This is a genomic window from Prevotella sp. P6B4 (assembly GCF_000619985.1).
In the GTDB taxonomy this organism is placed as follows: domain Bacteria; phylum Bacteroidota; class Bacteroidia; order Bacteroidales; family Bacteroidaceae; genus Prevotella.
The window spans coordinates 1-8,905 of record NZ_JHVE01000037.1; the positions used below are offsets into that span (position 1 = coordinate 1).

Consider the following 8,905-nt stretch of genomic DNA (forward strand, 5'->3'; position numbering starts at 1 on the left):
GAAATCAGTCCGGCCTTCACCTCCTCGACCTTCTCCACGCTCTTGGCGCGCAGTCCGAATCGCATGGTTCCCAGACCTGGCAGTGCTACCGAGTGACCTTCGGTGGCCCACGCCTTGATTACTTCGCCGGCTGCATCCCAGCATGCCTGCATCACACCCTTGCTCACGCCGCTGCGCAGAGCTGCTTCCTTAATCACTTTGTCCTGAGTCAGAGCCGTGTAGAGCTCCGGCATCATCACGTAACGATACTTACCAGCATACTTGCCGATGTTTTGAAACTGTTCCTTAGCTTTTACTTTCAGTGCCATAATCTTAAATTTTTAACGTTTAACATTCAATTTTTTATTCTCACTTTTCGTCGCATTTCGATGTAAAAATCCGCCTCCCCCGTGGGCCCGTAAAATTTTTCTCGTGGGCGCGCAATTTCTTCTCTCAAATTGACGTTGCAAAGATACAACATGGGCATTGCGGTTCACGAATGATTTGCACAATAATACAGTGTGACAGTTAAAAATCTCGTCTCCCGCAGTATCATTAATACTGCTATATTATTATATATATTTATATATATAATAATATAGATATATTTTCTAACCATTGACTACTTGTATTTCTAACTGTCACACTGTAACACTGTACATCTGAATCAACGCCCGCTTTTTCCTTTACCGTCTTTAGTCGTGTATTTTTAGTTCCATTTTTTACCTTAAATGATTTGGTATTTACAAGAAAATGTGGTATCTTTGCCGACAGATATATAAACATTATGAATAACGACGTACATTCATTATCCGAAGAGGATATCAAGTTACGATATATCACCCCGGCTATTCTGCAGAAAGGCTGGTCGGTAACTGATATTACGATGGAAACTAAGGTTAAGCTTACCGATGGTAAGATAAACCTGAGGGGTAATCTGGTGGCTCGTGGTAAGGCTAAGTTTGCCGATTATGTGCTTTATTATAACCGTGCCACACCTATTGCTATCGTCGAGGCTAAGGATGCTAACCATTCTGTTAGTCATGGTATGCAGCAGGCCAAGGAGTATGCCGAGATGATGGATGTACCGTTTGCTTTCAGTTCAAATGGTTTCGGATTTCAGGAGTATGACTTCTTGACAGGTAAGGAGCGTACATTGACGATGGACGAGTTTCCAACCCAAGATGAACTCTATGCCCGCTTTATGCATGAGAGTAACAAGGGTGGGGGTATAACTGCCGATGAACTGAAGGTTATCAACCAACCCTATTGTACGGGTCAGGACATCTATCCGCCCCGTTACTATCAGCGTAATGCCGTTAATCGTACTGTAAATGCTGTGGCTCGTGGACAGAAACGTATGCTGCTGGTAATGGCAACTGGTACGGGTAAAACCTATACCGCTTTCCAGATAGTGTATCGCCTGTTAAAGGCTGGGTTGGTTAAGAAAGTGCTTTATCTGGCCGACCGCAATGTGTTGGTAGATCAATCTATCGAACAGGACTTTAAGCCACTCAACAACACCATCCATAAAGTGAGCTACCAGCAGGATAAGCAAAATCCTGACACAGCCCACGAGGTGTACTTTGCCCTTTATCAGCAGCTGATAGGCAAGGAGGGAAACAAAAACTACGAAGAGCTGTTTAAGCCCGAGTTCTTTGATATGGTAATTGTGGATGAGTGCCATCGTGGTAGTGCCAAAGATGATAGCAACTGGCGCGAAATACTGGAGTACTTTACAGGTGCCATCCAGCTTGGTATGACTGCCACACCTAAGGAAACACGCTACCAATCAAATATCACCTATTTTGGCGAACCGCTGTATTCGTACAGCCTGAAAGAAGGTATCGACGATGGTTTCCTGGCTCCTTTCAATGTTATCAATATCACCACTAATATCGGCGACGAATGGCGACCAACCAAAGGTCAGCGCGATGTAAACGGAAATCTGATTGAGGATCGTATCTACAATAATACCGATTACGATTACAATATTGTGATTGAGGACCGAATACGCGAGGTGGCCCACGAGGTGAGCAACTACCTGAAGTGTACCGACCCGATGGCAAAAACCATTGTGTTTTGTGCCGACGAGGAACATGCTGAACGCATGCGTGTAGCCTTGGTTAACGAGAACTCGGAGATGTGCCGGAAATACCCTGATTACGTGGTACGCATCACCGGTAGCGATGAATATGGACAGTCTAAACTCGACTACTTTATTTCCGTAGCTTCTAAAACACCTGTGATAGCAACCACCAGCAAACTGCTCTCAACCGGTGTGGATTGTAAGATGGTTAAGCTGATAGCCCTCGACCAACGCATCAACTCTATGACCGAGTTTAAACAGATAGTTGGTCGCGGCACCCGAATCCGTGAGAAAGAGGGTAAAACCCATTTTACCATTATGGATTTCCGTAACATTACCCGTTTGTTTGCCGATCCCGATTGGGATGGTCCACTCGAAGTGGATAAGGGTTACATCAAGGATACGCCGCACCCCGAACGCCAACCCAAGGATAAACCTGATGGCGATGTACCTCAGGCACACGAGGAGCGCCCCATTGTTGATAGAGATGGTTGTCAGGTACGTATCATCAATAAGGTAGTATCGGTATATGATACCGACGGCAAGCTGCTGCGTACCGAGAGTATTACCGACTACACCAAAAAGAATATCAATGATACCTACGCCACACTCAGCGATTTTGTACGTCGCTGGAACGAGGCCGAACATAAAAGTCAGATAGCCGAGCTGCTACGTGAAAACGGTATCGACCTGCAGGCGCTAAAACACGATCAGGGCATGGACGATGTTGATGATTTCGATTTCATCTGCCACATCGCCTATGGTCGCAAGCCGCTTACCCGTAAAGAGCGCGCCGATAACGTAAGGAAACGCGACGTGTTCCACAAATACGGACCCGAAGCGCAGAAGGTGCTCGATGCCTTGCTCGATAAGTATATGAACGAGGGCATCAGTCAGTTAGAGAATCGTAAGGTGCTCACACTCGACCCCTTCCGTCAGATGGGATCGCCCGCCAGCATCGCAAAACTGTTTGGTGGTAATCAGCAGTATTTTGCTGCAGTAAAAGAACTTGAATCATTTATTTATAACGATATAGCATAAACTAAAATATGGCAATTACAAATTTTGTAAAGAACATCCGTAATATCATGCGCAACGATGCCGGTATCAATGGCGATGCTCAGCGTATTGAACAGATAGCATGGATGCTCTTTCTAAAGGTTTACGACGAAAAAGAAAACGACTGGGAATTTAACGAAGATAACTACACATCATTTATACCCGAGGCCTGCCGCTGGCGTAACTGGGCCAAGGACGATGGTACAGGCGAGGCGATGACTGCCGACAAGCTGTTGGATTTTGTAAACAACACGCTTTTCCCCACGCTGAAGGAGCTCGAGGTTACCCCCGATACCCCTATGCGTAGTGCCATTGTGCGTGCCACCTTTCAGGATGCTAACCAGTATATGAAGGATGGCGTGCTGCTGCGCCAGGTTATCAATGTGATTGATGGCTTGGATTTGAGCAGCTACGAGGAGAGTCATGCCTTTGGCGAGATCTACGAAACTATCCTGAAAGAGATGCAGAGTGCCGGTTCGGCTGGTGAGTTCTACACCCCTCGTGCCCTCACCGATTTCATGGCAGCGATTATCCAGCCCAAGGTGGGCGAGCGCGTGGCCGACTTTGCTTGTGGTACAGGTGGTTTCCTTACCTCATGGCTCAAAGCCCTCGATAAGAAAGTGGTTACTGCCGAGGATCGCGAGCAGTATGCCCAGTCAATCTATGGTATCGAAAAAAAGCAGTTCCCTTACATGCTGTGTGTTACCAACATGCTGCTGCACGATATCGACTCGCCACAGGTGTATCACGGCAACTCGCTCACCAAGGATGTGCTTAACTATACCGACGACGATAAGTTCGACGTTATCCTGATGAATCCCCCTTATGGTGGAAACGAGAAAAACGATGTAAAGCGCCACTTCCCCAGCGACCTGGCATCGAGCGAAACAGCCGATTTGTTTATGGTGGTTATTCAGTACCGTTTGGCTAAGAATGGTCGCGCTGCTGTCATCCTGCCTGACGGATTCCTGTTTGGTGCCGACAATGCCAAGTTGGCTATCAAGGAAAAGTTGCTTCGTGAGTTTAATCTGCACACTATCATCCGACTGCCAGGCAGTATCTTTGCACCATATACCTCGATTGCTACCAACATCCTTTTCTTCGACAATGCGAAGGCAGAGGGCGCTGCCGAGGGTTTCTCAACCAACCAAACCTGGTTCTATCGCATGGACATGCCCGAGGGCTACAAGCACTTCTCTAAGACCAAGCCTATGCTGGTGGATCATTGCCGCCCCATGCAGGAGTGGTGGAACAACCGAGTAGAAATTGTTGATGCCGAGAATGGCGACGAGAAGTCACGTTGTTTCACAGCCCAGCAGCTGATGGAGCTTGGTTTGAACTTCGACCAATGTAAGTTCCCTAAGGAAGAGGAAGAAGTGCTGCGCCCCGAAGAACTTCTGAAGCAGTATCACGAGAAGCGCACCGCCCTCGATGCCAAAATCGACCAGACGCTGAACGAAATCCAGCAGATGTTGGGGATTGAAATTAATTAAGGAATACGATTATGAACGAGATAAAGAAGAACGATCAAATTGTCGCGCAGCCTGCGCAACAATCTCTGATACAGGATGCTTGCACCATTATTGATCAGGCACAGGCCACTGCCTATCGTCAAGTAAACGAAACATTGATTAAGCGTAACTGGCTGTTGGGCATGCGCATTCAGCATGAGGTGTTGAAAGAAAAGCGTGCTGAATATGGTCAGCAAGTAGTAAAGGATTTAGCAAAGGAACTGACAGCAAAATATGGTGAGGGCTTTACTTGGAGGAATTTGTATAACTATGTTGATTTCTACGCGACATATAACGGGTTCTTCTTGAATGAGAAAGGTGACTCAGTAAATGCTCAGACAATTTTGCACGCACTGAGTGCAAAATCAGAAAACATTTTCCACGCACTGCGTGCAAAATCTACAATAAAACTTACGTGGACTCACTATCGTATCATCCTTCAAGAGAACAGCAAGGAGGCTCGCGACTGGTATGAGCAGGAAACTGCCCGCGAAATGTGGGGAACTCGTACACTACAGCGTAATGTTAGCAGCCAGTATTATCATCGCTTACTCCAGTCGCAAAATAAGGACGCTGTTCGTGACGAGATGAAGCAACTGACGGCTCCATTGCAGGACAAGCTGGAGTATCTGAAGAATCCTGTTGTAGCAGAATTCTTAGGATTCAAGAATAATACAGACTATACAGAGAGTGATTTGGAGCAAAGCATAATCGACCATCTGATTCCTTTCTTGATGGAGATGGGTAAGGGCTTTACGCTGGCTGATCGTCAGAAGCGTATTCATACAGAAAAGGAAGATTACTATATCGATTTGGTGTTCTATAACTACAATCTGCGTTGCTTTGTTTTGGTAGATTTAAAGACCACCAAGCTGCGCCATCAGGATGTGGGTCAGATGGATATGTATGTAAGAATGTACGACGAGATGATGTGCCCCCAAGGACACAATCCTACTATAGGAATATTGCTTTGTGCAGATACTGATGAAGATGTGGCTCACTACTCTGTCTTGAATGGTAGTGACCAGCTTTATGCAGCTAAGTATCTTACATATATGCCTACCAAGGAGGAGTTGCGTCGCGAGATAGAACAGCAGAAGCAATTCTTCTTGATGCAGCAAGATAATAACAGAAAAAAGTAGCCCATGAACGCACAACAGTTAAAGAACTCTATACTCCAAGAGGCTATTCAGGGCCGCTTGGTACCCCAAGACCCCACCGATGAGCCAGCAAGCGCCTTGCTGGAGCGCATCCGTGCAGAGAAAGAGCGCCTCGTAAAAGCCGGCAAACTCAAAAAGAAAGACCTCGTAGTGAACCCCATCTCCGAGGATGAAATCCCATTCGATATTCCCGATAGCTGGGAGTGGGTGAGAATGGGGGATATTACAGTAATAGCTCGTGGTGGTTCTCCTCGGCCAATAAAAGAATATTTGACTGATGCCCCCAATGGATTAAATTGGATTAAAATTGGTGATACTGACAAAGGTGGAAAGTATATAAATTCTTGTAAGGAGAAAATTAAACCAGAAGGATTAAAGAAAACAAGGATGGTTCATCCAGGAGATTTCCTCCTGACAAATTCAATGAGTTTTGGAAGACCATATATAACAAATATTGAAGGATGTATTCATGACGGCTGGTTAATGATTTCACCTTATGCTGGTGTATTTGACCAATCCTATTTGTACTACATTCTATCATCTGCATATGCTTATAAGCAGTTTTGCGATAAAGTTGCCGGGGCCGTTGTTCAGAATCTTAATTCAGATAAAGTTGCAGATTCGATAGTACCTCTTCCTCCTCTTGCCGAGCAGAAGCGTATTGTGGCGAAGATAGAAGAACTGCTTCCCAAGGTTGAGGAATACGGTAAGGCCCAAGAAGCCCTCGACAAACTGAATGCCGAACTGCCAGACCGTTTAAAGAAAAGCGTTCTCCAAGAAGCCATCGAAGGCCGCCTCGTCCCCCAAGACCCCACCGATGAACCCGCCTCAGTGCTCCTCGCAAAAATCCGCCAGGAGAAAGAACAACTCGTAAAAGCCGGCAAACTCAAAAAGAAAGACCTCGCAGTGAAACCCATCTCCGAGGATGAAATCCCATTCGAGATTCCCGATAGCTGGGAGTGGGTGAGATTTGGGACGATAACTATTAATAGGGATAGTGAAAGAATTCCATTGTCTGTTGATCAAAGAAGTAAGTTGGTTAAATCTTATGATTACTATGGTGCATCTGGTGTTATCGATAAAGTGGACAAATATTTGTTTGATAAACCTCTACTATTAATTGGCGAAGATGGTGCAAATTTGATTAATAGAAGTACACCAATTGCTTTTATTGCAAAGGGTAAATATTGGGTTAATAATCATGCGCATGTATTAGACTATCAAAATGAAGATTTGATGAAGTACATGTGCTTGTATATCAATTCTATTTCTCTTGTAGAGTATGTGACAGGTACAGCTCAACCTAAAATGAATCAGGAGAAAATGAATTCAATTGTGGTAGCATTGCCTCCTCTTGCCGAGCAGAAGCGTATTGTAGCGAAGATAGAAGAAGTATTTGCTGAAATCGATAAACTAAAGAAATAGTGTATGGCAGAGTTGGCACTAATCATAGGCAATGGTTTCGATGTAGACTTGGGACTGCCTTCCAAGTATTCTGATTTTGCTGGTAGCCCGGAATTTCATGACCTGGCGCGTAGGATGAACGATATGTATTTCGTGGAGGAACGTGATAATTCTTTGGTGTTGCAAATTCAAAAAGCTTCAAATGAATCTAATTGGTTTGATATCGAGGAAGAAATACATAAGTACGTTGTTAACCATTCAAGTCTTGATGAAAAGATGGTAAGAATGGTACGTTCTGAGTTTGATAGTTTGAAGAGAGCTTTGACTAATTATCTGAAGCGCGTATCAAAAGATTTAGAGCATAAAGCTGATAAGCAACGTTTGGCATATCAACTTAAATATCAATTGCAGTTTAGTCCACTGAGCAAGATAGATATTTATTTTAATTATACAACATCCGAATTGTTCTTGGAAATGCCTACTTATCATGAAATAGGTAAGGGATTATTTACATATGTACACGGAAGCTTGCGATATGATGATATTGTATTGGGATGCGATTTGCAACCAGGCGAGCAAGTAAACAGGCAGTTGTCGTTTATGTATAAATACAATCAGTTGCATCAGGCTACTCATATAGCTCGTCATTTATTGGAAGCAAGAGAAATAATATTCTTTGGTCATTCTGTTAATGAGATGGACTTTTGTTATTTCAAAGAATTCTTTAAAACTGCAAGCGCCTCGCCGACTCCTACCCGTCATCTTACATTTATTACATTCGATGAAGAGTCTGAACGTGCAATAAAGGATAATATTCGTAACCAAGGCATTTCTGTATCTGACTTATATAGCAATCTGGAAACGCTCAATTTCATTCATACAAAAAATTACTATGCTAATAAAGAAAACGAAGTAACAAAATGGAATGAAATAATGACGAGACTATTAACTCCAGTAAAGCGTGGTGTTAAGGTCCGTTAGTTATTTCCAAGTCTAAGCAAGTTTTATTTCCGCACTTCGATTAGAAGTGCAGATTTTTTTTGCTCATTCCCGGATGAAACTCTAAGAACGACTTAATTTTTTTTTGCTGATAATCAGCTGCTTGTATCAATTAGTACCCCCTACGCGTACCCCCTGCGTAGGGGGTTTTTGTGTTTTATTCGCCGTACCTTTGCCACCGCAAGCAAGTTGCGATGGCGAGTGAAGGCTGCGTGTTCTTTGACTTATTGATACACAACAATGGAAACAAAAATCTTAAGAGTAGTGCGCCAGGGCGAGACCTTCGGCGTGCAGGTTCTACGAAGGCGATGTGGTGGCAGCCACGCTTCATTTCTCTACACACGAGTATCAAGGGCAAGTGTTCCAGGAAATCCTTGCCACGGATATCGTAAAGCTTAATAAATAATGTATAACCCATGAGTTGGAGCCGAGGAGGATATTCTCGAGTAAATGGCCAAGGAATCCGAAACTTCTTCTCGCTTAAACAACTCAGAATTATGAAAACAGAAATACAGGTATTTACTAGTGAAATTTTCGGCGAGATTCGTACTTGCCAGGTTAATAACCAAATCATGTTTGTGGCAAAGGACGTAGCCACAGCATTGGGGTATGCAAATACCCCGAAAGCTATTCGTGACCATATTGATGACGACGATAAGCTGACCGAACGATTCGTTCTGTCAGGTCAAGCTCGAAGCGTCATC

Annotated in this window: 6 protein-coding genes and 1 pseudogene; 6 read left to right on the top strand and 1 reads right to left on the bottom strand. The window is 44.3% G+C overall.

The features are described from left to right. Positions 1 to 308 (bottom strand): annotated as a pseudogene (locus T491_RS0115075) (DNA-binding protein); the annotation flags it as partial. A gap of 458 nt (positions 309 to 766) precedes the next feature. Between T491_RS0115075 and hsdR the strand changes: the two are divergent. From hsdR to T491_RS16770, 6 genes are all read left to right on the top strand, one after another. Beyond that, a complete protein-coding gene (gene hsdR, locus T491_RS0115080) occupies positions 767 to 3,109 on the top strand; it encodes an EcoAI/FtnUII family type I restriction enzme subunit R (protein ID WP_028904617.1) in 2,343 nt (780 codons plus the stop codon). 8 nt (positions 3,110 to 3,117) lie between these two features. Continuing rightward, positions 3,118 to 4,620 carry a class I SAM-dependent DNA methyltransferase gene (locus T491_RS0115085; protein ID WP_028904618.1) on the top strand — a complete coding sequence of 501 codons (1,503 nt, stop codon included), beginning with the start codon at positions 3,118 to 3,120 and terminating at the stop codon, positions 4,618 to 4,620. Between the two features lie 11 nt (positions 4,621 to 4,631). Continuing rightward, a complete protein-coding gene (locus tag T491_RS0115090) occupies positions 4,632 to 5,780 on the top strand; it encodes a YhcG family protein (protein ID WP_028904619.1) in 1,149 nt (382 codons plus the stop codon). Between the two features lie 3 nt (positions 5,781 to 5,783). Continuing rightward, complete coding sequence (locus T491_RS0115095; protein ID WP_028904620.1) at positions 5,784 to 7,223, top strand: restriction endonuclease subunit S; 1,440 nt, start codon at positions 5,784 to 5,786, stop codon at positions 7,221 to 7,223. A 3-nt stretch (positions 7,224 to 7,226) separates the two neighbouring features. After that, positions 7,227 to 8,183, top strand: coding sequence for an AbiH family protein (locus T491_RS0115100; RefSeq protein ID WP_028904621.1), 957 nt, complete (start codon positions 7,227 to 7,229; stop codon positions 8,181 to 8,183). Between the two features lie 515 nt (positions 8,184 to 8,698). Further along, positions 8,699 to 8,905, top strand: a 207-nt coding sequence (locus T491_RS16770; protein ID WP_036916227.1) for a BRO family protein, incomplete at its 3' end; no start/stop codon positions are given.

Coding starts and splice junctions, on each gene's coding strand:
- T491_RS0115100 (WP_028904621.1), top strand. CDS start 7,227: ATGGCAGAGTTGGCACTAATCATAGGCAATGGTTTCGATGTAGACTTG.
- T491_RS0115095 (WP_028904620.1), top strand. CDS start 5,784: ATGAACGCACAACAGTTAAAGAACTCTATACTCCAAGAGGCTATTCAG.
- T491_RS0115090 (WP_028904619.1), top strand. CDS start 4,632: ATGAACGAGATAAAGAAGAACGATCAAATTGTCGCGCAGCCTGCGCAA.
- T491_RS0115085 (WP_028904618.1), top strand. CDS start 3,118: ATGGCAATTACAAATTTTGTAAAGAACATCCGTAATATCATGCGCAAC.
- hsdR (WP_028904617.1), top strand. CDS start 767: ATGAATAACGACGTACATTCATTATCCGAAGAGGATATCAAGTTACGA.